This is a genomic window from Paenibacillus cisolokensis (assembly GCF_018403665.1).
GTDB classification, from domain to species: Bacteria; Bacillota; Bacilli; order Paenibacillales; family Paenibacillaceae; genus Paenibacillus_AH; species Paenibacillus_AH cisolokensis.
The window spans coordinates 29,627-52,833 of the sequence record NZ_BOVJ01000075.1; the positions used below are offsets into that span (position 1 = coordinate 29,627).

Here is a 23,207-nt window from a genome sequence, read left to right on the forward strand (position 1 = left end):
TTTTATTTTGTTTACTATATATAAACGATACCAAGAGGATCGTTCCGTGAAGCTACCTTACATAATGCAGTATTATACCTTTTAAAGAAATTTTGAGCTGTTCGAACGAATGTAAGAGTTTGGATGATGCATTTGATAAAGAAAATATGCATTGACGTCAACAAGCTGATGGATAAAAGAACCAGCAGAGTCTTTGAAGTAAGGATCTTCAGCAATTAGATTAGTTTGTAGCATTCTATAGCCAGGTGCCCCCATGTTAGGCACTGGATTATACCGCCTCATTCTCCGGATTAATCCAGTTAATTTCTTATTGTCGGTCTGATCGGGAATGATAATAGCCTTATCAACCCCTCTGCCATTACCATTAGGGAAATTTCCGTATTGTATTGTATTATCAATTCTTTGCACCAATCTATTCCAAGCAATTCCGAAAACATCAAATGTTAATGGTTTCCCATCTTTCCTTACAACTACATTCACTAGATTGATATAGCCCAGGTTTTCTTGGAAGTCTATTGCCCTCTTACAAATTTGAAGTCTATCGTGTTTGGGTATTCGAGCGAGTTTTCCGGGCTTTGCAAAGAAATGTGCGGCATGAATTTCTTCTCTTAATTTAAGACCGTAAAAATTCCTCATATTCGTACGAAATTGAATAACATCATCCAAAAGCCTTCTCCATTGAGATTCATGCACAACTAACGCACTTAGTACAAAGTAAGGAGTAGGTGATCCCGTTAACCCTGTATCTCCACTTTCATCAACATAAACTAAGTACATAGTATTAGCCCCTTATACCTAGATCTTCAATGCCTTCCCTATTATAGCAACTTGTATAGGAACTCTACAATATAAATGGCAATTGCGAGAATACTTGTCATATTTATGCTGTCTGTAACGGCCAGTTTTTCGCCCGCCGCCTTTTCGTGGATCGACTCCTTGGCAAAACCGCAAAGCCTTCACCTTAAAGCATATATCATGATCTTGCAACACACAAAGACCCCTTTCCTGAGGGGTTTTCAACTTTTTCCAGAGGGATAAAATATGCGAACCATCAAAACCCGGCAGGACATCAACGACCTTCGCCGGGACGGGACCACGCCCGCAGCGCTGGTCGAACACATCGACGAGTACTTTCGTCAACTAGAGGCCCCAGATGCCCGGCGTCATCGCCGAGTTCCAGCGGAACACGATCGTCGAAAACGTCAAGATGGGCATGAAAGCTCATCTTCAGGCGCCTCGCCAAGGTTGTCCAGAAGCCCAAGGTGCTGGAGGACATCGTCAAGAAGCTCAACAAGGACAGAGCAAAAAGCGTGACCCCGCTCCAGAAGGAGCTCGCGGCGATCGACAAGGAACTGGCGTCGATCGAGAACCAGCGCAAGAGGTTCTTCAAGCTGTTCGAGGCGGGCAACGTCGACGACGACCTGTTCGTCGATCGGCTGACCGAACTGAAAGTCCAGCACGAACAGCTTGCGCGGCGCAACGCCGAGGCGGAAAGGCAACTGGCGGACAGCACGTCCGACCCCGTCCCGCTCCAGCAAGTCAGGAAGGCTCTCACGAAGTTCCAGCGACTGCTCGCCGAGTCTCCGCCCGAAACGCAAAAGACGCTCCCCCAAACCGTGGTCAAGCAGATCCACGTCAAGGACGGGCGCAAGGTCGAGGGCATCGAAATTGAGCTTGCTCCGACCGTCCACAAGCATTTTTTGAACTCGCCCCTTCCGCCAAAACGGCGGAGGGGGCTTTTGCTTTTCGCAAGCAAAAGTCCCCCTCCAGGTACCGCATAGTTCTGTGACCCCAAAAAGCTTACAGAAGCCCATTTTCGGCGGCTTTTCAGCCGAGGTGGCCCATCCCAAACCCATGCCGGTCAACAGCTTTTGAAGCCGCATTCTGTTTAAGCAGAGTCCATTATTCCCAGTTGCACGCAAAGCGGCATTCAGACCAGACCGAAACTGACGTGGTGCGGTTACTCCAGTCATGGGCTGGTGTTGACGCCTTCGCGTAATACCGACACTTACCCTCAATCGCCAAGCCTTTTCGAGATCCTCGCTTTGGAATCATGCCACCTGGCTTCGTGTTCATAGGACTCAGCGATTTCCTCGAGAATCCCCCCGACATAGGGGTAGTCAAAGTACAAACGCTCAGCCAAGGCGCGGTATTTTGCAGCGAGCTCGCGCTCCTGGTCGCCACCCTCACCCCGCCAGTGAACGCCACGAGAATTATGAACGCCGATATAAAATCCTCTGCCGATTTCTGGCGATGCTATCCCTTCCATCACCTCACAGACCGCTTCGCAGGGCCATAAGCCGGTTTCGCCCACGGGCGCCTTGGCAAGTAATTGACCAAGACAATGATCACCAATCTCGGCCCGAGCGTATTCGCGGCATAGACGTCGAACCTCGGCAAGCCACGCGGCAAGCGCCGCTGCGTCGATTTTTCTGTTTTCGTCCGTGCCAGGGATCTTCGTTATCTGGTCGAGAAGGCGATGGGCTGCTAACGCGACTGCCGCCCGCTGCTCGGGATTCTCGATCCTCCATTCCGGCGGATCCTCGCCTTCGTCACTACGCTTGTAAGCAAGTGCCACCGCTTGAACAAATAACACAGGCGATTTCGCGAGCTGACGTTCAAGATTCGGAATTCCGTACTCGCTGTCATCGAGCGCGTCGATGAAGAGAAACTCCAGCTGGGCCATTTCGTCACGGGTGACGTCCGCGCGTCCATCAAGCGAATCCAATGCCTCGGAAATGTAGTAGCTGTCGAGCTTGAAATGGCCTGCCGGTTCGGCATCAACCGTGACGACATCGCGCAGCAGCCGCTTGAGGCGAGAGGTCTCAATATCCTTAAAATCCATGTGAACGGCGTGGAAAGCCGCACGGGGGCGCCTGGCCTCCAGAAGGGAGTCGATCAGTTCAGTAAGCTCGGCGGGCGTGTGCCGGCCCCTGGACGGAAACACATCTTTCCAGTACCCAGCGCGGATATCCTCGCCATACCCGTCCAGGAGACGCCAAGTGGATGCTTGGAACGGCGCGCATACAAACAACCGCTTGCGCTCTTCGGCAGGCAACTCTTCGGCCGCTGTCTGCAACACTTCGGCACGCGAGTCGTCCCCAATCACCAAGAGGAAGCCTTGCAAACACCACTCGGCCTTACTCCGGAGGTCTCCGCCAAGGGAAAGGCAGCGCCGGATGAAATCGACTCGCGGCTTAACGCCGGTGACACACGATGCCGCGTAGCGGCCAATAACGCCGGCTGCGCTGCTGCCGGCGATCAATTCCTTCACTCCCTCGAAACCGTGCTCGGTCCATATGTCGGTCATCGCTTCGTGGCGAAGCCTGTCTATCCGCTCGTCGCGCTTCCGATAGTCGAAATCCTCCTCTTCGATCTCGTCAATCGATTCCTGCACCCAGTGATCAGCGAACAGCCAACCGTGACGAATGACTGGATCTTGGGGCCGGAGGCGATCGTAGGCTTCGCGGGCACGATCACGGGTCGCTTCCTCGAGCTTCCGGTGGCGGCTTCGCCGGGTAAAAGCGAACTGCCGAATGCGCTCGCGCAGCGCTGCTTTGGCGGACTCGCCAGCGTTCTTTGACCATTCATCGATCAGATTCCAGACCTTGGTTTGGTCTTCCTCAGGCATGCCCTGGAGAGACTCAACGAGATCTCCAAGTGTCTTTTCGTCGTGAGACGGCCAAGCAATCAGGAGGTCTAGAGCCTTTCGATTGAAGTCGTACATCTCCTTGCGCTTGACGACCTGCCCAGCCCCGGAGGCGTCGCCACGCCAGTTGGGTCTATAACTGTAGTGGCCGATCCGGGAACCCGGCTTAATTTGCTCGATGCAAATCTCCCAGACGACATCTGGGAAACGCTTGGTGAGCATCTCCAATACCTTGATCCTCTGCTCCACTGAGGCCGCCGTTTGTGGCATCCAAGATCTGAAGATAGCCTGAAGGCTGGCGTCTGGCTTATTCGCCCAGTTATCGTCGATTTTCAGCCGGGAAAGCCGGGCGAGTATCGCCGACACGCGCGGAAGATTTTGCGGTTTCCAGGCCAGGCATTCCAGCCCCCAGAGAAGGCCAGTGCGCGATGGTGATACCCCGAACAAGCTACTGTCAACCGGCTTAAGAAGACCGAAGACGACGGGATCGTTGCGTCGCAGATCATCTTCGATGATCTTGAGGAATTCATCGGGCGCAGCTTCTGCGTAGCGCGGTAGGTCGCGGTCGTGGGAAAGCAGCTTTTCGAGCGTTAATGGTGTCAGGAGTTTGCGGATCAGTACTGCGACCCGACCTGCGACATCAATGCCGAGACGGCTCTGGAACAGGTTATTGCCGTGGACCGACAGGATGACAAGTGTCTCACAGATACCCGTGCGTAACGCGCTGGAGTGATCGCGTGTCTTGTCGTAAAGAGCAGCGGCCCATCTGTCCTTTTCCGGTAGTTCGAGAGCCGGGTCGGACTCGGAAAGGACGTATTCAGCGGCGACAAAGAACCGAGTGAGGTCTGCCGGTGTAACCATCCTCGCAATCGCAAACAACGCGTCGATCTTCGAGGCCACACCCCGATAATGTCCGGCAGACCACACCGGGCTGTCATCGAACCGAAGCAGGCGTGCGATGTCGACTTCGATCGTCTCATACTTTCGATCTGCCACATTGGAGACAATCTTCCGATCAGCCTCCGTCTCGGCGTGCCAGGCGCCGATCAGGGCCATCGGCACGAGAGCCTTTGCCTTGTCGTCGTCGCCGGCCCATACCGGCATCCTGATCGCGGCGTTCTGAGAGAGACGGCGGCGCAGAATAGTCGGCGAACGGCCCGATTCCCTTGCAAGCCTGTCGACGTCGCCTTCCTCGATTCCCATGGAGGTGAGCGCCTTCTTAAAGGCTTCGTAGCTCAAAAGGTCGAGCTTTATATCGGCTTCCGTATCGGCAGCATTACGGGGGCGGTAAACGATGCAATGAAGCCGGCGATGAGCGTCGATTAATTCGCGCTCGGCATCTTCGGAATGAACTATCGGGATGAAAGGCACAGATGACGCAATGAGCGTCCTCAGCGCCTCGGGTGATGTGAAAACTGCGGCTAGGTCTTTGAATTGGCAGAGTTCTGTATCATCGAACAGGCAGGCCAGAAAGGCAAGCGCCTCATCCCGCGAGTCGGCCGCGACGACAAACGACCTATTGCTCGGCTTGTCAAGCCAAGTCTTGAACGTATCCCGGTACGCGGCGATCGAAGGAGCGAAAATTTCGGGCGTTAGATGGGGCTCGCTGGTATTCGCCCAGCGGCTCCATACCTGCTCCAGCGTTTCGTAGCCTCTCACCGGCAAAGCGAGTTGTTCTGCAAGCCAGATCTGCGCCGGAACGGACTGCTCCAGCCACTGTTCAAGATCGCTCGCATAGCTCTGACAGCTTTCCAGTCGCCAGCCTCGTTCTTCCGTTTCTCCCAGGCTGTCTTAGCAGGCCAATTGCGAGGTGTCACGAAGACAAAGGTGCTGTTTGCACGCACGGCGGGATCGACCGAGGTCAGCCGCGCGGCATAATCACTCTTGGCTTTGCCACTCGGGTTCTGGTCGGTCCCGAACTCCCAATAAGAATTCCCCTCAGGAACCCAAGGTGTAGCGACACCCGCTTCGACGAAACCATCGGAGCCTTTTCGCTGCGCGTTGTCGTAGCCAGGGAAGTCTACCTGGCGGAGGTCGTTACTGGTCGAGTGCACCAGCTTCCGCAGTAACACGGGAAGGCGGTTGCGGGCGTCGATCTGGCTATCGGCCCAGTCCTCAATCTGCCTTGCCTTGATGGTCAGGAAATTTGGAACGAAGGCGCGCACCGTGATATCCTTGTCAGCAGACAATCGCATCTGCTGGTCGTAAGCGGCCTGCATATCAAGCAGTTTCTTCCGGTCGGCGCCGAACGCTCTCTCCAACCTGACCGCCATTTCGGGGGACAGGGACGACTTTCCATTAAGGAAGTTTGACAGCGCCGGCCTGCCAACACCAAGTCGTTCGGCGGCTTCTTTCACGGACATGTCCGAGGGAATGATAGTCTGGCGGACGTAGGTACCGGGATGACCAGGCGCTTCTGACGAGTTCTTCATTACACCGCACTCCCACAAAAAATGTAGCGTCACACAATACACTATTATTGTATCGTGTAACGCTACACTTTTTCAGAAAATTTTTCCATCGCTTTGATCTTGAGATGACCCCTTCCGCCAAAACGGCGGAGAAGGGCTTTTGCTTTCCGCAAGCAAAAGTCCCCCTCCAGGCACCGCATCGTTCTCTGACCACAAAAAGCGCGCAGAAGCCCGTTTTCGACGACTTTTCTCTCAAGTGTGGCCCATCCCAAACCCATGCCGATCAATGCGCTTTCCTAGGAGTTTCTCCCCAAAAAAACTTGCCGTTACTTGTGATACGGTTCAGCTTAACGTAGCTATCGGCGAAAACAAAAGGAGACCCGCGATTAACCCGCAAGTCCCCGTCCGAGCGTATGATTATGAGGGTTGGAATACCATCAGAAGAATAGACATCACGACACAGACGTTAGCGATGACTTCCAACTGCAGGGAACGCCGGCGGCTTCTCCGATAGGCATCCGGCAAGGTGCCGCCCTGAATCGGGTGGAGCAACGCCCGTTGCCGCTTGATGCCGTTCGGAAGCAAGGCCGCCATGATGATAAGAATGACGCCGAAGAGGGCAATCGCAAGCCAGTACCATAACTGTCGGAATAAATAGGTCTGTTGATAACCGAACGCCAGACCGGTAAGGAACAACAGCGTGCCTCCGACTTTAGGCAAAACGGCCAGCTTCTCCAGCAGCGTCAAGCCGAACTTCGCCTGCTCCGTCGTTCGAAGGCCGCTCATGACCAATGGATAGCCGGCTACGGCGACGATTGCTGTCATCGCGGAGATGATGTGGAGTGTCAGCAAGTAGTTATACATCTACTCAGCCACTCTCCGATAAGCGATTCCCACTCGTTTGCCTTTGAAAGGGCTGTCGATCTCGAGATGATCCATCATGCAACGGACCACATCTTCGTAAGCAACGTCGAGCTCCTGAATGCGGCTGAACAATTGGCCAGCCAACTCGGCTGGCGACAGGTCCTTCACAGATTCCGGGAAATCAAGGGGAATGACATCCGTGGTCACCTTCAAGCGTTCAGGCGAAGACTCCGCCGCAGCCTCCGTCATCGTACCGGGACACATAATGGACCAATTCAGCCTCGTCTGGCGAAGCCGATCCAAATTCCGCTGGTGGATAAGGAACACCGGAGGCAAGCCAGGCAGATCGTTGCCGGTTAGCCCGGTGCCTGCAATTTCGAGCAATCCCGCGCCTCCCATGACCCATACGCGGCCGCGGAATTGAGGATGGCCCTCGCATTGGGTCAGAATGCTATCGACGATGCGGACGAATTCCTCGCCTTGCCCCGCATTTCCGGCCGCAATAACGGCCACGTCCTGGCTGGCCAGCGCATCATAGACGCTTTGCGGGTCCAGAATGTCCTTCGCGATCACCTTCACTTGTTCCGCGACCCGCTCGCCTTGCTGTTCCAAGAGCTTCTCCGGACTCCGTATGAAAGCCGTCATTATATGACCCTTATCCACGCCTGCCGCCAATACCCGCTTCCCCGTATTTCCCGTTGCTCCGAACACAATGATTCTCATCGTTCTCTCCCTCTCCCTTATCGCTTATTTAGTTGGCCTTCCAGTTGACTCCAGCTTAGCATCGGTCATACAATCTTGTTAAGAACGCACTTACGAGTAAGGGACCTACTTACAAGTAAGTATGGGAGGGATCGAATGGAAGCGAGAATACAGACGGCTTCTGGGGGACAATGCCCCATTGAGACGGTCATATACGTGATCGGCGGGAAGTGGAAGCCGACCATCCTGTGGCATCTGGTGGACTCCACGATGCGGTTCAGCGAGCTGGAGAGGCGGATTCCCGAAGTGACGCAGAAGATGCTTGCCCAACACCTGAGGGAGCTCGAGAATCAAAGTCTGGTCACGCGCACGATCTACCCTACAGTTCCGCCCAAAGTCGAATATTCCCTTAGCGAATACGGACGGACTCTCGTGCCGGTCATGCAGGCCATGTGTAATTGGGGAAGGGACCATCAGCAGCTCGCCAGCAGCATGCCGGTACAACAAGTGCAGGGGTAAACTTCGAGGCTGGGAAAAGGTTAAATAAACGCGGCAAAGAGGCAGCGGATAGAGACATCTATCGCCTGCCTCCTCTGCTTTATCGAGCCACGACCATAACTTCAAGGGGAGAGAAGGATCGAACACGACGTCGTTAGCTAGTACAAAAAACCCCTAGAGCCTATCTCGAGGGGGATAACCATGTTTCTAAGGAACTTTTCTTTCACACTTATAAATGTCTTTACCCTCTTCACTCAAATTTTTCGCCGTCACTTGTGATAAGGTTCCCCCCGGTTAATCTTGAACGCCCGGTACACCTGCTCCAGCAGCAGCACGCGCATCAGCTGGTGCGGATACGTCATGCGGCCGAAGGAGAGCCGCTTGTCCGCCCGAGCCAGTACCGCCGGCGACAGGCCGAGCGAGCCGCCGATGACGAAGGCGACGGAGCCGCCGCCGTATACGGCTTGCTTGGCCAGATGCGCGGCGAGCTGCTCGCTCGTCCACGCCTCGCCGTCGATGGCCAGCGCGATCACATGCGCGTCCGGCTTCAGCGCGGCGAGAATGCGCTCGCCCTCGCGCGCTTTCACCTGTTCCGCCTCCGCTTCGCTCAAGGAATCGGGCGCCTTCTCGTCCGGCACTTCGCGCAAGTCCAGCTTGGCATACGGCCCGAGCCGCTTCCGGTATTCCGCCACTCCTTCGTTCCAATACTTCTCCTTCAGTTTCCCTACTGCAATAATCTGTATCTGCATCAATTAATTGGGCAACTCCTTCGCAAAGTTTCGATCTATTTCGATCACGCCAGGACCAGCCGGACGTTCCAAACCCTACCCCTAATCCTATATCCTAACCCTGATCCTGACCCAGATTTGACTCTATCCTAATCTTAACCCTAACTCTATCTCTGTCCCTAACCCCTGTCTAATCCCATCTCCATCCGAACCATTTCCATCCGGACCATTTCCATCCGGACCCTCTACATCGTACCACAAGCCTCGAACAACGCAAAAACCCGCTCATCCTCCTTTACAGGATTCAAAGCGGGCCGCTGCCGATCGCCTATATTCGGCTTAACTCCTCACCACATGCTAAACTACCAGAAACGTCGCCGGCTTATCGCACAGTTCGCATTGTACGGGAGGCTCCCAATCCGCGAATTTCGTTTCCTTCAAGTCCACGATATCCGGCGCATCCTCGTACTCGTCCACGAATTTGTCGATCGCCAGTTCTACATGCTCTTTGCATACACAATACATGCTTGGCCGATGTCCCTCGTTCTTTCGTTGACATTTCACGCGGCTGCACACGCCCCCACGCCAGACGAATGGCAGAGGCCGTCCTTAAATCCGCGCAAGTTCTATCCTACCATCCAGTCTGTCCTTCGGCAAGCGGTTTAATCCCGCTTCGGCCCGGCCGACCGACGCTTGCTCTTCCCCAACGACCGGGCGGCATCTCGGCCGGAAGGGCAACCGGCTCAGCCGCCCTTCCCGACCTCTGGCCTCCATGGTTCCGCTACTCTTCCTCGTCGGTTCGCTCTTCCAGCTTGAGCTTGGTCGTCATCTTCTCCCCGTTCCGGTAAAACGTCACTTCCACTGAATCCCCGATCTTCTTCTCGCTATATAAATATTTGCGCAGCTCCAGCGTGCTGCCGACATCCTGCTTGTCGAGCTTCACGATCAGATCGCTGAACTTCAGCCCCGCCTTCTTCGCCGGCCCGACCGCTTCGAGGACGATAATGCCTTCCGACACGTCATCCGGCACCCGAATCGTCTCTTCGTCCAAATCGTCCGATTCCTCGACTTCGGCTTCTTCGTCCGTCTCCTCTTCCCCTTCGATCAGCCATTTTTGCTGCTTGCGGTGCTGCTCCAGATCAATCGAGTAGATGCCGAGATACGGCCGTGCGATCTTGCCCTGCTCGCGCAGCTTCTCGACAATCGGCATGACGTCGTTGATCGGAATGGCAAAGCCGACGCCTTCCACGCCGAAATCGGCAATTTTCATACTGTTGATGCCGACGACGCGCCCGTTTAGGTCGATCAGCGGCCCTCCGCTGTTTCCCTGGTTGATCGACGCGTCGATCTGGATCACTTCCATCTCCCAGTCGTATACCCCGTCCTGATTGAGCGATACCGGAATCGTGCGCCGCGTCTTGCTTACGATGCCCATCGAGATCGAGTCGCCGAGTCCGAGCGGATTGCCGATCGCGATTACCCATTCCGCCTGCCGCAGCTTGGAAGAATCGCCGATCTCCGCAACCGTGTCGATTCCTTTGCCGTCAATCTCCAATACCGCCAGATCGGAGATCTGGTCCTTGCCGACCACCTTGGCCTCCCGGGTTTCGCCGGACAGCAGCACCGCCTTCACCTTATCCGCATTGGCGACGACATGATAGTTCGTGATGACGAGCGCCTTCCCTTTCGCTTTCGCATAGATGACACCGGAGCCGACGCCCGCTTCTTCGAGCGGGTTGTCGTCCGGATTGTCCGTCTCTTCGTCCAGCCCGAGCTGTCCCGATACGGATTGTTCATTAATAATGCTGACTACGGCAGGCCGCACTTTGGCGGACGCCTGAATCGTCCGCTCCAGCGGATCGTTCGACAGACCGGACGTAGCGGCCACCGGCATGGCGTGATTGCCATTCGACCGGTTAGAACCGAATCCGGCGCCTGTCACCAGCGTAAACAGCAGCACCGCGACAATCGCGCTGGCCAGCGACGACACCGCCGCAATTCGCAGGCTGGACCAATTGCCCGTTCGGCCGAATCGGAAGGGCATCTCCCTCATCTTTTCCTTTCGGGCGCGCCGCGTCACTTTCGTCGAGTAAAAATTGTCATCAAAAAGGCCCATCATCTCTCACTCCCCTCGATGCCAGGCAACAAGCACATACGAACATAAACGGCTTCGCCGGCTTAAACGGAGAAACGCCGTTGCGCGGCGGAAATAAAATCCCCATCTATTTTCAAACCAAACCGAATGGGCGCAAAAATCCTCTACTATGTATAACGAAACAGAGCCGCGGGAAGTTGCGCAAAATTTGCAGGGATTATACGTTAAAACTTAAGGATTATGACGTTCATGCTTCAGAATCGGAAACGCCAGGAATGTTTTGGATTCATCCGTCTACAATAGTATATAGATAATAGAAAACAAAGGAGACGTTCCGATGAAAAATAAAAATTCCGCCTGGGAGCATGTCCAGCTGGGCGCCGCTATCGCCGATTTGAAAAACGATCATTACCGCACGCTGCTAGCCCTGAGCGCCACCCTCGAGCTCCTTATCGACAAAGGGCTGCTTACCCGCGAGGAAATCGAACGCAAATCGGCCTTGCTGGAGGCCGAAATGGACAACCTTATCGGCGGCGAACTTCGTCCCATGGGGTAGGCCGGTCATGATAGGTGTCTCTCAGCGGGATTTCGTCTTTCTTGAAAAAGATGCCGCGGTCTTCGAGCTGCTGAATAACCGTCAACCGCGCCAAATCGTGCAAATTGTGATCGAGACTCAGATGCGCCAGATAGACCCGCTTCGTCCGATCAGTCAGCAGCTCGCATAATGCCTCTCCCGCCGCCACGTTGGATAAATGCCCGGTGTCGCCGAGAATGCGCCGCTTGATATTCCACGGATACCGCCCCATCCGGAGCATCTCGGTATCGTGGTTCGCTTCCAGCACGAGCACATCCGAATCTTCGATCTGATGCTTTACTTTGTCGCTTACATAACCGAGATCGGTAGCGAGGCTGAGCTTCTCGCCATCCTCATAGAAGCAGAAGCCTACCGGCTCCGCCGCATCGTGCGAGATCGGGTAGGATTGCACCTTCATGCCGCCAAAATCGATCGTCTCGCCCGTTTCGATGACGACCCGTTTCTCCGGCTCGATCTGGCCGACCTGCCGCTCCATCGCGTTCCAGGTCGCCTCATTGGCGAATACCCGAAGCCCGTACTTGCGCGCGATCGCGCCGAGCCCTTTAATATGATCCGAATGCTCATGCGTGACGAGCAGGGCATCGAGATGATGCCCCGCCACGCCGCGCTCCGCCATTAACGCTTCCAGCTTTCTGGCGCTGAGGCCGGCATCTACCATGACGGTCGCTCCGTTCCCCTGAACGATCGTCGCATTGCCGGTAGAGCCGCTCGCCAGTACCGTAAACCGCAGTCCCATATTATTCCTGTCCTGTCCTTTCTCCCTCTTCCCGGTCGTCTTCCCCTGTTTGCGCGTGATCCTTCTCGCTGAATACTTCGCCGCTGATCGCATGAACGAAATACGGCTTTCCTTCTTCCGGCAACACCCGCCAGGCCGGCGCCGCCACCTGCGTTTCGGAATCGAAAATTTGTCCGTGATAGCCGAGGCGAATTTCCTTGATCGTCGTCCCGTTCGGCAAATAATTCGTAATGAGCGGCCCGATCGCTCTTGAGGCCGGCAACACCGTCTGCTCCTTCGCTTCGTCGGTCTGGCTGAGCTCCACCCGCTTCTGGCTGTACGCCTCGATCTTCTGGTTGCGGTAATACAGCTTTAGCTCAACATCGTACATCGGCCTCCCGTCAACCATCCGATACAGGACGAACACCCCGTCTTCGCTCGCCGCGGGATCGAAAGCGTACAGCTCCAGATCCGGTATGATGCCGCCGAGTTGCTTCAACAGTTCTTTCTCGGAAAAAATAATTTTGCTGTCGACCGGCTCCGGCAGCTCCTCCCGCTCGTCATCTTCCGGCAGCGCCGTAATGCGGTAGGTCAAATCCTTCAGCTTCGGCGTTTCGTCCGGAATGCTCGCCGTGGCCCCGAGCTGGATGTTCTTCTGCTGCATGACGCTTAGCGTCTCGGGCTGCAAATCTTTAAGATTGACGTTCGCGTTCAGCTGCTCCCGAATATCTGTCCACAGCTGGTAAGCCAGTACAATATTCAGGAGCAGAAAGGCGAGTATGAGCACGCTTTTCGCACGTCCCCAGTCCATTAGCCGTCACCCCCCGCCTGTTCCGGGACGGCCTTCATTCCCGCCAGGTTGCTTGGCTGCAGCAAGCCATGCCCTGCGCCGCCGGAACGGGATGCGCCAGCTCCCCGCAGCGGGACAGCCGCCCCGGCTTCCGGATGCAGGAAGGCGGCTTCCGCTTCTCCGCCATCCGGTCCGCCCACCGGTCCGCCTCCGGCTTCGCGCTCCCGGACGGCCCCTTCCTGCGCTTCATCCGGCTCCGTTCCCGGATCGCCGCTCCGCTCCGCACTATTCGCATCTCCCGAATCTCCGTTCCGCTCTGCGGTGTTCCCGCCCGCCGAACGGCCGCTTGATCCGGTTTCGTCCTGCGCACCCTCCGCATCGCGGCCGTCCTCCCCGGCGCCTTCCTCATCCGGCTGAACAAGGACTTCCGTCCCCAGCGCCGAGCCGTCGAACGAAGGCGGCATTCCGCCGAGCAGAATATGCTGCGTGCCGTCGGTCAGACGGACCGCCCATACCGGCTCGAAGCGGATCAGCCCCTCTTCGGCCGGCAAAGCCTGCAGCGCCGGGTACAGCGCCTTGACCTCCGAACGCCGGTCATACCCCTGCAGCGCCCGCTCCAGCGCCTCGCCGCCGGGCAGCCAGCGGACTTGCTTGCTCTCCGGCCTCTCCCGCAGCGTAATCAGCGATCGTTCATATTCGACAACGACGCCCTGCTGCAGCGTAAGGCTCATATAGCCGAAGCGGAACGGAGCGACGGTAACAATCGGGTATGTCCCGTAATACTGCTGGAACTCCACGTAACCGCGCTCCCCGTCGACCTCGGCCGAAGCCAGCCGATGACGGCCGTCCCAGCCGCCGTGCTCGTTGACGAACTGAACCGATGCGTACACATGCTCGCTTTGGCTCACCCGCCCTTCCTGCGGGGCGGCGGGATCGGTATATTCCAGCCATTTGCCGTCCTGCTCCACGCGCAGACCGCGCTTGCCGTCCGTATAAATCTGCGAGTCGCCGCGCTTCTCCAGCGCACGCGTGACGGCCGGGTCGAAGAACAGATTGCGCCGCATCAGCTCCGGCGAGTACGTCTCGTAGCCGATGACCGCTTCGACCGATTTGACCGGCCTTGTCGGAATATACAGCCCGTCCGGCGTCGGCTCGTACAGCGTCCAATATTCGCCGAATCCGACATAATCGTCGACATCGCTTACCGTCAGATCGGCTTTCACCGCTTCGAACACCGTCCGTCCGTCGGCGCTGAAAAAGTAGGTCATCACTTCATCGGAATCGTGCTTCTTGTAAATCCATATCCGGTTGATCAGCTCGTCCGCCATCCCCGGCTCATCGTCGAGCTTGAGCGATTTGCGCAGCAATTCGACCGGTATGCCGGTGCCGAACCGCAGCTCCACGCCCGTATCGCGATCGCGGATGACGTCCCAGTCGACCGAATATACCGTTTCGCGCCGAAATCCGCCAAATTCCCGGCTTTGCAGCGCGCCGTAGATCAAGTTATAGAACGTGTCGTCCGGATGCAGCACCGTATGCCGGCTCCGGCCGAAATGCAGCACCATCTGCTCCGGAAACACCAAATGTTCCAGCTGCTCTTCCCGCCCCATCGGCTCGGCATTGACATAGTCCTGCTCCGTCCTCACCGTCGCGCCGAGACCCGGCACCTGATACGTCAGAAAATAGCTTTGCACCAGACTGAGCGCCACGAGCACGGCAAGTATGGCGGACTTCAGTTTCTCCATCATGCCGGCTCACTCCCTTCGTGCGGAACGGGCAGCGTAAACGTCACCGTCGTGCCGACGTTCAACTCCGATTCCAACGTGATGGTGCCGCCATGGGCTTTGACTATTTCCCGGGCAATCGACAGCCCGAGGCCGGTACCGCCCATATTGCGGGAACGCGCTTTGTCGACGCGATAGAACCGGTCGAAAATATGGTTCAAATCCTTCTTCGGTATGCCGATGCCGGTATCCCGCACGGAAATCGCGATCGTCGAAGCGTCCCGCCGGTAAGCCGACAGCTCGATCCGTCCGCCGTCCAACGTATATTTGATCGCGTTCGACATGAGATTGTCGAGCACCTGATCGATCTGGTCCCGGTCCAGCCAGACGTCCGGCACGCCTTCCTCGACACGAACCGACACCCGGATCGCCTTCTGCCGCAGCTGGAACGAGAAGCGGTCCGCCACCTCGTCCAGCATATCCGATATATTCATCTTCTGCCTGCGCAGCTGCGCCTGCTGCGAGTCGAGCCGCGACAGGTGCAGCAGGTCAGTCACAAGCCGGATCATTCGCTCGGTCTCGTTGCGGATGACGCCGATGAACCGTGCGGCCAGCTGCCGCTCCTCGAGCGCTCCGTCCTCGAGCGCTTCGGCATAGCTGCGGATCGTCGTCAGCGGCGTGCGCAGCTCATGCGACACGTTGGCGACGAACTCCCGCCGCGACTGCTCCAGCTTCTCCTGCTCCGTCACATCCTGCAGCACCGCGATCGTTCCGGCGATACCCTCGTCGCGCCGGTGGATCGGCGAGAACGTGACGCGCAGCACGCCTTCTTCGCCGCCTTCCGCCGGCTCCCGCCGTATGATCGCCGAGCGCGTCGCCGTCCCCATCCAGTCCGCGAGCTTCTCCTTCGATACGCCAAGCAGCTCCGCCAGCCCGCAGCCTTCGCAGGACGACACGCCGAGCAGGTCGAGCGCGCGCCAGTTCCACACCATGACAATGCCCCGCTCATCGGCGGCGACGACGCCGTCGCTCATATTCGACAAAATCGAGGCCAGCTTCTCCTTCTCTTCCTCGTTGACCGACAGCGCCTCCCGCAGCCGCTTCGTCATATCGTTGAAGGCCGCGCTCAGCCGGCCGATTTCGTCGTCGCCGAGAACCGGCACCTGCTGGTCGAACCGCCCTTCCGCAACCGCCGCCGCGTGCTTCGTCAGCGCCTTGATCGGGCTCGTAATCGTATGCGCAAGCAGCACGCCGAGCACACCGGTCAGCCCGAGCGCAAGCAGCATCCCCGATACGAAAATGCGGTTGACCCGCTCCACTGTATCGTACAGTTCGTTCATCGAGGCGACGATATAGACCGCGCCGACGACTTTGCCCTCGTTCATGACCGGCTGGGCAATCATCTTCTTGCGGACGCCGTCCTCGTCGACCACTTCCTCTTCATTGTCGCGAATGCTCTGCAGCGCGCGGCTGACCGCAAGCGAAGTGTTTTTCTGCCCGACATAGGCTTGTTGGTCCTGCTGCGATGTCGCCAGCACTTTGCCGTTCGCATCGAGCACCTGAATTTCCGCCTCGCTGACGCCGAACAAATTGTGCACGAAGAAATTCAGGCTGTCCGCCGGCGACTCGTCCGTTCTCCCGTCCGGCTCGCTCAATCCCGCCAAGCTTTGCGCCACCATATTCGACAGCAGATTCGCCTGGTCGTTCAAATTCGCGGTGAAGTTATCCTTCAGCGAATGCTTGACCGTACTGACGAAGTAGACCCCGATCAGCTGCATCGCAATCAGAATAAGCAGCACATAGATTACGATCAGCTTGAATTGAACCGTGCGGAAGAAGCGGCGGCCGATCATCCGAATCCGTAGCCTCCCGATTTCGGATTCCGCATCATGTAGCCGAGACCGCGCCGGGTCAAAATATATTCCGGACGGCTCGGATCATCCTCGATCTTCTCGCGCAGCCGGCGGATCGTCACATCCACCGTACGAACGTCGCCGAAATATTCGAATCCCCACACGGCTTGCAGCAGATGCTCGCGCGTCATCACCTTGCCGCTGTTGCGCGCCAAATAGTACACCAGCTCATACTCGCGATGCGTAAGGTCAAGCGGTTCCCCGTTCTTGTAGACGACGTACATATCGGTATCGATGAACAGGTTGAAAATGGCCAGCCCCTGCTTCTCCTGCCCGGCGTCTCCGTGCGGCGCTTCGTTCGTGCCGACGGCCCCCGTCAGCTTCTGCTGGCGCCTCAGATGCGCCTTGATCCGCGCCAGCAGCTCGCGCGTGCCGAACGGCTTCGTAACATAGTCATCGGCCCCGAGCTCCAGGCCGAGCACCTTGTCGATTTCCGTATCCTTCGCCGTCAGCATAATAATCGGGACCTGCAGCCGGGTTCTGACTTCGCGGCATACATCCATGCCGTCTTTCACCGGCAGCATCAGATCGAGCAGAATCAGATCGGGCGACTCCTCGAACGCCAGTCTGACCGCCTCGCCGCCGTCAAACGCGCAAATCACCTGATAGCCTTCCTTCTCCAGGTTGAACTTCAATATATCCGCAATCGGCTGTTCATCGTCCACAACCAAAATTTTTCCCTGCACCGAAATCACCTGCCCGTCTTATAACTAGTTTCATTCTACCACACCGCGGCGCCTACGCCCAAGATGACCGGGCATCGGCCTTCGCGGCTTTGCCGTCCCGGGCGAGCGGAAAACGGCAAAATAACGGCGCTTCGTGTAAAGATAATCCAAGTATAGCATGAAATAGGAAAGAGCGCCGCGCGGCTTTCCAATGCCGCGACCGGCGCTCTCCTTTCATTCGGGCGTTTCGCCTGGCGGTTACAAATAATCCAGCGGATTCTGCACCGCGCCGTTCTTATGGATTTCGAAATGCAGATGCGTGCCGAACGATCGGCCCGTATTGCCCATAATCCCGATCGGATCGCCTTTCTCCACGATCTCGCCTTCTGCGACCGAATACGAGCTCAAATGGGCGTACAGCGTCTTGTAGCCGTTGCGGTGATTAATAATGACCACATTGCCGTAACCGCTCTTCACGCCGGCAAATTCCACGACGCCTTCGTCGGCCGCCTTGATCGTCGAATCGCCGACCAGGTCGATCCCTTTATGCAGCCGGCCCCACCGCTTGCCGAATTTGCTCGTCAGCGTCGCGCCGGATACCGGATATTCGAACTCACCGGTGCCTTCCCCTCTGACGACCTTGGTCCCTTTCATGACAATTTTCGGAGAGGACGGCTTGATGACGACGGTACTGACCAGCTCACTGCTCACCAGAACGCCGTTGCGCTTCACTTGCTTGTATGTCAGCTCGCTGATCCCCTTGATTCCTTCGGATATCACTTTCGACTCGCCGACGCGCATTTCGTCGTTCTCGCGAACGACATAGTCCGGTTTCGTCTCGACCGTCTTCGTGAGCCGTTCCACCGTCTCCACGTTAATTTTCGGCTCGCGGACAGTCAAGTCGAGCACATCGCCGACCTTGATCATGTCGTTCTTGATCCAGGGGTTGTTATCATAAATGACCTGCTTGTCGATGTCGAACTTTTCCGCGATGCATCCGACACAATCGCCGGGCTGCACCGTATAGGTCGTTTCGGCTTCGGTTCCGCTTACGATCGTCTTGTACATCGTTTCTTCGTCGACAATTTCCGCGGGCTGCACTTTGGCGGATTGCGTGTCGACATCCTCGACAAACTTGACCTGCTTCACCTCGCGGTTCGGCTTCGGCGAAACCGACTTCTGCGAAGCGGACTCCGGAGAAGAATCTGCGGCCTTGCCGTTCGCGTTATACGACATCGGCCTGACGTTCATCACTTCGGGCATAACAAGCTCCGGCGCATATTCCCCTTGCACCCGCTGCAGCACGCGCTCCGCGGTCGCCTTGTCCTTGACGACGCCGATCACTTCGCCTTCCACCTTGATCTCCACGCCGACCGCATAGAATGCAATCTGCTTTTCCAGCTTGTCGAGCGTCGCCTCGGTGTCGGGCACCGCTTTAAATCCGCTGGCCGGCTCGTGCGTCAGGCTGCCGGTTTCCAGCTCCATGTCCACTCCCGGATTCTCCCGGGCCGCTTCTTCCTTCTTGAGAGCGAGCAGTTCCACGACCGCTTCCGGCGAGTCGACGGTTCCGAGCTCGGTCCCATCTTTATAAAGATGATAGTATGATACCGTATTGGCTTTCACATAATAGGTTCCGCCGAATCCCGCGGCTGCCGTCAGGCCGAGCGCGATGGATACGGCAATCGCCGCCTTGCGTTTGCGGGACGGTGTGCCTGACGACTGCGGTGCGGACGACCGAGCGGTCGTCGCGGTTCCGTCCTGTTGCGGAGCAAGCCCGAGCGTACTCGCAATTCGGCTCCATACGCTTCGCTGGCGGTTATCGTCCTTCCTTGCCGTCATGTTATTCTCCTTTAGTCAACTCTAACCCGTTGATGTTCTATTCTTCAAGCATATAAAAAAAGCGTGGTTCCTACGGACTACCTCCGGGAACTACGCTTTTTACTTTACCATAGGCTAGTATTTGAGGGGCATTAATATTTTTCAGAATATTCATCAACTCTTCATATTCCGATTTGTCGAGATGCTGCGCAACGATTTGCTGAATGTCGAGCATTTCCTGTTCCGTCAGCCCGTCCTCCACATAGCCCGACAGCGTCTGCCACGCTTCTTCGGGCAGCTTGTCCGTCAGCATGACGAAAATTTTCGCCTTGTCGTCCGCGCTGATCCGGTCCTTCGCCGCATTCAGCTCTTCCGGCGTCAACGCCGTCTCGCCTCCGGATGTGCCGCTGTTCGCCTTCGGCCCCGACCCGCTGCCGATTCCCGTCAGCGGCGCATCTTCATCCGGCAAGGACGCCTCCAAGTCGCCGCCGGCCTCATCCAGCCGGCCGAACGCATCGTCTGTCGCAACCGGATCGCCGCCTTGCGCATCCTCGGCCGTACCTTCGTGCGCGCCTTCGCCCGCCTCGCCGGTCTCGCCTTCCGTCTTGCCCTCCGCCGCATCTTCCGGCGATTCGTCAAGCGCGCCTTCTTCGGCGCGGTTCGGCGTTTCGCCGCCTCCGGCTCCTTCCTGTCCGCCAGCTTCCGTACCGTTCGCGCCCGTCCCGCTATCGGCTTTCGTCTCCGCAGCGCCGGACTTGCCGCCGCTGTCCGCCGCAATCTCTCCGTCCGCTCCCCATAGTTTGCCCCATACGCCCGACAGCGCGAAAGGCGTTACTTCGAGCGGGACATTGTACTGCTTGAGCAGCGTCTCCACATAGCTGTTTACAATATAACCGGTCGTCCATATCGATAAAAGCTGATGATCAGCCCCGCCGCCACCGTCTTGGCCAGCCATTCTGCCCATTTCCACATTGTTCGCATAACCTCCGATCTGCGCTGGCGCGCACACATCCATAACTTTCCCATATTTTTCATTATGGTCAAGCGTTCGAGGAGGCATTCTTTTTATTTGAAAAATGTGCCAAAATGCCCGGATTCCTTCCCAAGCAAAAAACCGCTCGGGACAAGGCATGTCGTTAGCCTCGTCTCCGAGCGGTTTCGTACCGGCGTTTATGAAAATCAATAAATCGGACGGATCTGATTCGTCTGTTCGCGATTGCGGCCGACCGAGAAGATCGCGATCGGAATACCGGTCAGCTCCTCGATGCGCTCCAGAAAACGGCGCGTGTTGGCCGGCAAATCTTCCAGCGTCTTCGCATTCGAAATATCTTCGCTCCAGCCCGGCAGCTCCTCGTATACGGCTTCGCATTCCGCAAGCATACTTAGGCTTGCCGGGTAATGCTCGATCAGCTGTCCGCGATACTTGTAGGCGGTGCAGATCTTCACCGTTTCCAGGCCGGACAGCACATCCAGCGAATTGAGCGACAGGCCGGTAATGCCGCTGACGCGGCGGGCATGGCGGACGACGACGCTGTCGAACCAGCCGACGCGTCGCGGACGGCCGGTGACGGTGCCGTATTCGTTGCCGCGCTCGCGAATCCAGTCGCCCGTCTCATTCATCTGCTCGGTCGGGAACGGGCCGTCCCCGACGCGTGTCGTGTAGGACTTGGCAACACCGATGACCTGCTGGATTTTGGACGGACCGACGCCCGAACCGATGCACACCCCGCCAGCCGTCGGGTTGGACGAGGTGACGAACGGATACGTCCCTTGGTCGATATCGAGCATGACGCCTTGCGCGCCCTCGAACAGCACGTTTTTGCCGGCGTCGATGGCATCGTTCAACACGACCGACGTATCGGTTACGTAGCTGCGCAGTTTCTCCGCATAGCCCAAATATTGCTCGATGATCTCATCCGCGTCGAGGGGTCCGCCGCCGTAAACCTGATCGATGACCTGGTTCTTTTCCGCGATCAGCCGGCGAGCTTTCTCTTCGAACTCCTTGGCGTCCATCAAGTCGGCGATGCGGATGCCGTTGCGCGCAGCTTTGTCCATGTAGCACGGACCGATCCCTTTGCGCGTTGTGCCGATCTTGTTGTCTCCCTTGCGCTCCTCCTCCAGGCCGTCCAGTACGAGATGGTACGGCATGATCACATGCGCGCGGTCGCTGATTTTTAAATTATCAGTAGAAAAACCGTTATCTTGAATGTATTGGATTTCTTCAATCAAGGCTGCCGGGTTAATGACCATTCCATTGCCGATTACGCAAATTTTGTCATGATTGAAAATTCCGGACGGGATCATGGTCAGCTTATACTTCTTGTCCCCGATCAGAATCGTGTGCCCGGCGTTGTTCCCTCCCTGGTAACGGGCGACGACGTCGGCGCCTTCCGCGAGATAGTCGGTAATTTTGCCTTTCCCTTCGTCTCCCCATTGCGTTCCGACTACAACAACCGTAGACATGATCATACCCCCGAGTCATGTTGGCGCCCATGCCAAACGGTCTGAAACCGCTTCGGCCTGTACGAGCGCGCAAAAATGGGCCGCCTCGGCCAGCCATCCTGCTAAGGCAGCATTAATAGTGTACCAGCCGCATTTCCGGAAGTCAACAAAAAAGCGAACAATTGCATTATAACCCATGCAATTGTTCGGGAATATGGACATCTGTCACGAAGCCTCTCCGTGATGAACCCGATCGAGGCTGACAAATTTATTGAAATTTTTAAGAAATACGAGCTCGACCGTTCCGACCGGACCGTTCCGCTGCTTGGCGATAATGATCTCGATGATGTTCTTCTTTTCGGTCTCTTTGTCATAGTAATCGTCCCGGTACAGGAAGGCCACGATGTCCGCGTCCTGCTCGATCGAGCCGGACTCCCGGAGATCCGACATCATCGGCCGTTTGTCCTGCCGCTGCTCGACGCCGCGGCTGAGCTGGGACAGCGCGATGACGGGCACTTCCAGCTCCCGCGCGATCTGCTTGAGCGTCCGCGAAATTTCCGACACTTCCTGCTGCCGGTTTTCCCCCGGCTTGCCCCGGCCCTGGATCAGCTGCAAATAATCGATCACAATCATGCCGAGTCCGCGTTCTTTCTTCAGCCGCCGGCACTTCGCGCGAATATCGGCCACGGTAATGCCGGGCGTGTCGTCAATGAAAATTTGCGCCTCCGACAGCGAGCCGATGGCCATCGTCAGCTTCTCCCAATCGTCTCCTTCGAGAAATCCCGTCCGCATCCGGCCCGCATCGACGTTCGCTTCGGCGCAGATCATCCGCTGCACGAGCTGCGCCGCGGACATCTCCAGGCTGAAGATCGCGACCGTCTCTCCGGCGCGCACGCCGACATTCTGGGCGATATTGAGCGCGAACGCGGTCTTGCCGACCGAGGGGCGCGCCGCCACAATGATCAGGTCGCTGCGCTGGAAACCCGACGTCATCTTGTCCAGATCGGGAAATCCCGACGGAATGCCCGTCGTGCCGCCTTTGTGCGAATAGAGAAACTCCACCCGCTCGAACACTTCCATCAGCACGTCGCGGATCGAGACGAAGCCGGAGCTGGAACGGCGGTTCGATATTTCAAGAATGCGCTGCTCCGCCTCGTTCAGCAGCGCGCCGACGTCTTCGGCGGCGCTGTAGCCGTTCGAGACGATTTGCGTAGCCGTCCGGATCAACCGCCGCAGCATCGACTTCTCTTCGACGATCTGCGCGTAGTAATCGACGTTCGCAGCGGTCGGCACGCTGCTGACGAGCCGCGCCAAATAGCTGACGCCGCCGACCTCTTCGAGCAGCTGCCGGTTCTGCAGATGCGCCGTCAGCGTCACGAGATCGATCGGCTGGTTATCTTCCGCGAGCTCGATCATCGCTTCGAATATTTGCTGATGCGGGACGCTGTAGAAGTCTTCGCTGCTGATTCGTTCCATCGCGGTAATGAGCGCATCCGACTGCAGCAGAACGGCGCCGAGCACCGCTTGCTCGGCTTCCATGTTTTGCGGCGGAACGCGGTCGAACCATGCTTCCTGGCTCATCGTCCGGTTCCCCTGCC

General features: G+C 57.0%; 20 protein-coding genes. 3 read left to right on the plus strand and 17 right to left on the minus strand.

Annotated elements, in window-relative coordinates; all coding sequences use genetic code 11:
* Positions 1-81: 81 nt before the first annotated feature.
* The gene (locus PACILC2_RS11180; protein WP_213528906.1) at positions 82-777 is read right to left on the minus strand and encodes a DUF3800 domain-containing protein; all 696 of its coding nucleotides are present in this window, start codon (positions 775-777) and stop codon (positions 82-84) included.
* Between the two features lie 485 nt (positions 778-1,262).
* On the opposite strand from PACILC2_RS11180, the gene PACILC2_RS11185 reads away from it, so the two are divergent.
* A complete protein-coding gene (locus PACILC2_RS11185; RefSeq protein ID WP_213528907.1) occupies positions 1,263-1,781 on the plus strand; it encodes a hypothetical protein in 519 nt (172 codons plus the stop codon).
* A 233-nt stretch (positions 1,782-2,014) separates the two neighbouring features.
* On the opposite strand, the gene PACILC2_RS11190 is transcribed toward PACILC2_RS11185, so the two are convergent.
* The 4 genes from PACILC2_RS11190 to PACILC2_RS11205 all read right to left on the minus strand — a co-directional run bounded on the left by PACILC2_RS11190 (position 2,015) and on the right by PACILC2_RS11205 (position 7,647).
* On the minus strand, positions 2,015-5,314 hold the full coding sequence (locus PACILC2_RS11190) for a hypothetical protein (protein ID WP_213528908.1): 3,300 nt from the start codon (positions 5,312-5,314) through the stop codon (positions 2,015-2,017).
* Entirely contained in the window at positions 5,305-6,081 is a 777-nt protein-coding gene (locus PACILC2_RS11195; protein WP_213528909.1) for a HigA family addiction module antitoxin, read from the minus strand. The genes PACILC2_RS11190 and PACILC2_RS11195 overlap by 10 nt, the downstream gene beginning before the upstream one ends.
* A 396-nt stretch (positions 6,082-6,477) precedes the next feature.
* The gene (locus PACILC2_RS11200; RefSeq protein ID WP_213528910.1) at positions 6,478-6,924 is read right to left on the minus strand and encodes a DUF2269 family protein; all 447 of its coding nucleotides are present in this window, start codon (positions 6,922-6,924) and stop codon (positions 6,478-6,480) included.
* Complete coding sequence (locus PACILC2_RS11205) at positions 6,925-7,647, minus strand: NAD(P)-dependent oxidoreductase (RefSeq protein ID WP_213528911.1); 723 nt, start codon at positions 7,645-7,647, stop codon at positions 6,925-6,927.
* 135 nt (positions 7,648-7,782) lie between these two features.
* Between PACILC2_RS11205 and PACILC2_RS11210 the strand changes: the two genes are divergently transcribed.
* Positions 7,783-8,145 (plus strand): winged helix-turn-helix transcriptional regulator, encoded by a 363-nt coding sequence (locus PACILC2_RS11210; protein WP_213528912.1) that lies wholly within the window; start codon positions 7,783-7,785, stop codon positions 8,143-8,145.
* Between the two features lie 248 nt (positions 8,146-8,393).
* Here PACILC2_RS11210 and rlmH read toward each other — a convergent pair whose 3' ends face one another.
* From rlmH to PACILC2_RS11225, 3 genes are all read right to left on the minus strand, one after another.
* Entirely contained in the window at positions 8,394-8,873 is a 480-nt protein-coding gene (rlmH, locus tag PACILC2_RS11215; protein ID WP_213528924.1) for a 23S rRNA (pseudouridine(1915)-N(3))-methyltransferase RlmH, read from the minus strand.
* Positions 8,874-9,209: 336 nt separating this feature from the next.
* A complete protein-coding gene (locus PACILC2_RS11220) occupies positions 9,210-9,377 on the minus strand; it encodes a CxxH/CxxC protein (RefSeq protein WP_082655003.1) in 168 nt (55 codons plus the stop codon).
* A 256-nt stretch (positions 9,378-9,633) separates the two neighbouring features.
* The gene (locus PACILC2_RS11225) at positions 9,634-10,968 is read right to left on the minus strand and encodes a S1C family serine protease (protein ID WP_213528925.1); all 1,335 of its coding nucleotides are present in this window, start codon (positions 10,966-10,968) and stop codon (positions 9,634-9,636) included.
* Between the two features lie 316 nt (positions 10,969-11,284).
* Between PACILC2_RS11225 and PACILC2_RS11230 the strand changes: the two genes are divergently transcribed.
* Positions 11,285-11,503, plus strand: coding sequence for a hypothetical protein (locus PACILC2_RS11230; RefSeq protein WP_062489829.1), 219 nt, complete (start codon positions 11,285-11,287; stop codon positions 11,501-11,503).
* Here PACILC2_RS11230 and PACILC2_RS11235 read toward each other — a convergent pair.
* The 9 genes from PACILC2_RS11235 to dnaB all read right to left on the minus strand — a co-directional run bounded on the left by PACILC2_RS11235 (position 11,472) and on the right by dnaB (position 23,190).
* Positions 11,472-12,278, minus strand: a complete 807-nt coding sequence (locus PACILC2_RS11235; protein WP_213528913.1) for an MBL fold metallo-hydrolase — start codon at positions 12,276-12,278, stop codon at positions 11,472-11,474. The two genes, PACILC2_RS11230 and PACILC2_RS11235, sit on opposite strands and share 32 nt — an antisense overlap.
* A 1-nt stretch (position 12,279) precedes the next feature.
* Positions 12,280-13,068, minus strand: coding sequence for a two-component system regulatory protein YycI (yycI, locus tag PACILC2_RS11240; protein WP_062489824.1), 789 nt, complete (start codon positions 13,066-13,068; stop codon positions 12,280-12,282).
* Positions 13,068-14,795, minus strand: coding sequence for a YycH family regulatory protein (locus PACILC2_RS11245; protein WP_213528914.1), 1,728 nt, complete (start codon positions 14,793-14,795; stop codon positions 13,068-13,070). The genes yycI and PACILC2_RS11245 overlap by 1 nt, the downstream gene beginning before the upstream one ends.
* Positions 14,792-16,624 carry a cell wall metabolism sensor histidine kinase WalK gene (gene walK, locus PACILC2_RS11250; protein WP_062489818.1) on the minus strand — a complete coding sequence of 611 codons (1,833 nt, stop codon included), beginning with the start codon at positions 16,622-16,624 and terminating at the stop codon, positions 14,792-14,794. Before walK ends, PACILC2_RS11245 begins: the two co-directional genes overlap by 4 nt.
* Complete coding sequence (gene yycF, locus PACILC2_RS11255; RefSeq protein ID WP_062496400.1) at positions 16,621-17,370, minus strand: response regulator YycF; 750 nt, start codon at positions 17,368-17,370, stop codon at positions 16,621-16,623. Before yycF ends, walK begins: the two co-directional genes overlap by 4 nt.
* Before the next feature lie 237 nt (positions 17,371-17,607).
* Positions 17,608-19,188, minus strand: coding sequence for a peptidoglycan DD-metalloendopeptidase family protein (locus PACILC2_RS11260; protein WP_213528915.1), 1,581 nt, complete (start codon positions 19,186-19,188; stop codon positions 17,608-17,610).
* Between the two features lie 70 nt (positions 19,189-19,258).
* The gene (locus PACILC2_RS11265) at positions 19,259-20,122 is read right to left on the minus strand and encodes an ICP22 family protein (protein WP_213528916.1); all 864 of its coding nucleotides are present in this window, start codon (positions 20,120-20,122) and stop codon (positions 19,259-19,261) included.
* Positions 20,123-20,346: 224 nt separating this feature from the next.
* The gene (locus tag PACILC2_RS11270) at positions 20,347-21,630 is read right to left on the minus strand and encodes an adenylosuccinate synthase (protein ID WP_062489812.1); all 1,284 of its coding nucleotides are present in this window, start codon (positions 21,628-21,630) and stop codon (positions 20,347-20,349) included.
* A 204-nt stretch (positions 21,631-21,834) separates the two neighbouring features.
* Positions 21,835-23,190, minus strand: coding sequence for a replicative DNA helicase (gene dnaB, locus PACILC2_RS11275; RefSeq protein ID WP_062489807.1), 1,356 nt, complete (start codon positions 23,188-23,190; stop codon positions 21,835-21,837).
* Between the last annotated feature and the right edge of the window lie 17 nt (positions 23,191-23,207).

Bases quoted from the DNA above. Each gene is read 5' to 3' on its own strand.
- PACILC2_RS11260 (WP_213528915.1), bottom strand. From the start codon at position 19,188: ATGACGGCAAGGAAGGACGATAACCGCCAGCGAAGCGTATGGAGCCGA.
- PACILC2_RS11235 (WP_213528913.1), bottom strand. From the start codon at position 12,278: ATGGGACTGCGGTTTACGGTACTGGCGAGCGGCTCTACCGGCAATGCG.
- yycI (WP_062489824.1), bottom strand. From the start codon at position 13,068: ATGGACTGGGGACGTGCGAAAAGCGTGCTCATACTCGCCTTTCTGCTC.
- PACILC2_RS11205 (WP_213528911.1), bottom strand. From the start codon at position 7,647: ATGAGAATCATTGTGTTCGGAGCAACGGGAAATACGGGGAAGCGGGTA.
- PACILC2_RS11225 (WP_213528925.1), bottom strand. From the start codon at position 10,968: ATGGGCCTTTTTGATGACAATTTTTACTCGACGAAAGTGACGCGGCGC.
- dnaB (WP_062489807.1), bottom strand. From the start codon at position 23,190: ATGAGCCAGGAAGCATGGTTCGACCGCGTTCCGCCGCAAAACATGGAA.
- PACILC2_RS11195 (WP_213528909.1), bottom strand. From the start codon at position 6,081: ATGAAGAACTCGTCAGAAGCGCCTGGTCATCCCGGTACCTACGTCCGC.
- PACILC2_RS11200 (WP_213528910.1), bottom strand. From the start codon at position 6,924: ATGTATAACTACTTGCTGACACTCCACATCATCTCCGCGATGACAGCA.
- PACILC2_RS11230 (WP_062489829.1), top strand. From the start codon at position 11,285: ATGAAAAATAAAAATTCCGCCTGGGAGCATGTCCAGCTGGGCGCCGCT.
- walK (WP_062489818.1), bottom strand. From the start codon at position 16,624: ATGATCGGCCGCCGCTTCTTCCGCACGGTTCAATTCAAGCTGATCGTA.
- PACILC2_RS11180 (WP_213528906.1), bottom strand. From the start codon at position 777: ATGTACTTAGTTTATGTTGATGAAAGTGGAGATACAGGGTTAACGGGA.
- PACILC2_RS11210 (WP_213528912.1), top strand. From the start codon at position 7,783: ATGGAAGCGAGAATACAGACGGCTTCTGGGGGACAATGCCCCATTGAG.
- PACILC2_RS11245 (WP_213528914.1), bottom strand. From the start codon at position 14,795: ATGATGGAGAAACTGAAGTCCGCCATACTTGCCGTGCTCGTGGCGCTC.
- rlmH (WP_213528924.1), bottom strand. From the start codon at position 8,873: ATGCAGATACAGATTATTGCAGTAGGGAAACTGAAGGAGAAGTATTGG.
- PACILC2_RS11265 (WP_213528916.1), bottom strand. From the start codon at position 20,122: ATGGCTGGCCAAGACGGTGGCGGCGGGGCTGATCATCAGCTTTTATCG.
- PACILC2_RS11220 (WP_082655003.1), bottom strand. From the start codon at position 9,377: ATGTATTGTGTATGCAAAGAGCATGTAGAACTGGCGATCGACAAATTC.
- PACILC2_RS11270 (WP_062489812.1), bottom strand. From the start codon at position 21,630: ATGTCTACGGTTGTTGTAGTCGGAACGCAATGGGGAGACGAAGGGAAA.